The organism is Bradyrhizobium sp. CIR48, assembly GCF_014198315.1.
Taxonomy (GTDB): domain Bacteria; phylum Pseudomonadota; class Alphaproteobacteria; order Rhizobiales; family Xanthobacteraceae; genus Bradyrhizobium.
The window spans coordinates 1-1,158 of sequence record NZ_JACIHG010000042.1; the positions used below are offsets into that span (position 1 = coordinate 1).

The window sequence follows — 1,158 nt, forward strand, 5'->3', positions numbered from 1 at the left end:
TTTTCGATCCATGGCGTGCCGCGCTGTACGACAGTATTGGCGTAAATGAGGAGCTTCCTGGCGCAGGCGATGAGTGCTGCGTTGTGGACCTTGCCCCTGGCCATGAGACGGGCGTACAGCGCCATCAGGGCCCTGTTCCAACGGAATGCTGCCGGAAGGGCCGCCGCAAACAAGGAGCGCCGCAGGCGGCTGCGGCCTCCGGCGATTTTGCGCTGTCCGCGGTGCTGGCCGCTATCCGAATCGAAGGGAGCCAGCCCGGCCAATGCTGCGGCTTCCTCTCGACTGACGCGGCCGAGCTCCGGCATGCGGATGACGATCGCCAGCGCCGTGCGCTCGCCAATGCCGGGAATGCTCAGCACCAGTTTGAGCCGCTTGGCCAGATCGTCATAGGCGCGAAGGCGCTTGGCGATGTCACGGATCTGGGTCGACTTGCGTGCCTTCAGCCTGGCGATGTCGCTGTTGACGATGCGGCGCAAGGCAGGCTCGTCGATGTGCTCAAGCCGAGTCTTGAAGCGCCTGATGTCCTCCTCGATCTGCTCGAGGAAGGTCAGATAGTCGGCCAATTCGGTCAATCGCGGATCCGGCGCGACCTCTGGGGGATCGAGCGCTGCGGCGCAGGCCGCGATCAAGACCGCGTCGAGCGCATCGTTCTTGGCCCGGCGCAAATGGACCTGGCCGAACGCCTTGACCTGAAGCGGCTGCAGTAACAGCACGGCGAAGCCGGCCGACCGCAAATGCTCCACCACGCCACGTTCATAGCCGCCAGTCGCCTCGATCCCGACCCGCGTGATGCCGGCTTTGACCAGATTTGCTGCCAGAGCGCGCCAGCCCGGCAAGGCATTGGCGACCTGCCAGCGTTCGGTTCGACCGTGAACCGCGATATCGAGCTTAGCCTTGGACGTATCGATCCCAGCCGTCGTTATGCTAGTCTGTATCATCTTCCTCGACCCTGCCTTGTGAAGCGAACCAAGTTGTTCCGGCAACCATCCGGGTCCGATGAAGGTGCTGACGCGATCACGCTACGGGGCAGCCATAAACTGCTCTGGGTGGGCTCGATCCGATCGCCAGCGGCCTGTCGCGGGGTGCAAACCGCGGCAGGCCATTCCTCATGGAACAGGTCAAAGATAAACGATCGCGCTATTACAAGGGTGGGCAAAG

Annotated in this window: 1 protein-coding gene; it reads right to left on the minus strand. The window is 63.1% G+C overall.

Going from position 1 to position 1,158, the window contains the following annotated elements:
- On the minus strand, positions 1 to 938 hold a 938-nt coding region (locus tag GGD66_RS41120), incomplete at its 3' end, for an IS110 family transposase (RefSeq protein ID WP_183262296.1).
- Between the last annotated feature and the right edge of the window lie 220 nt (positions 939 to 1,158).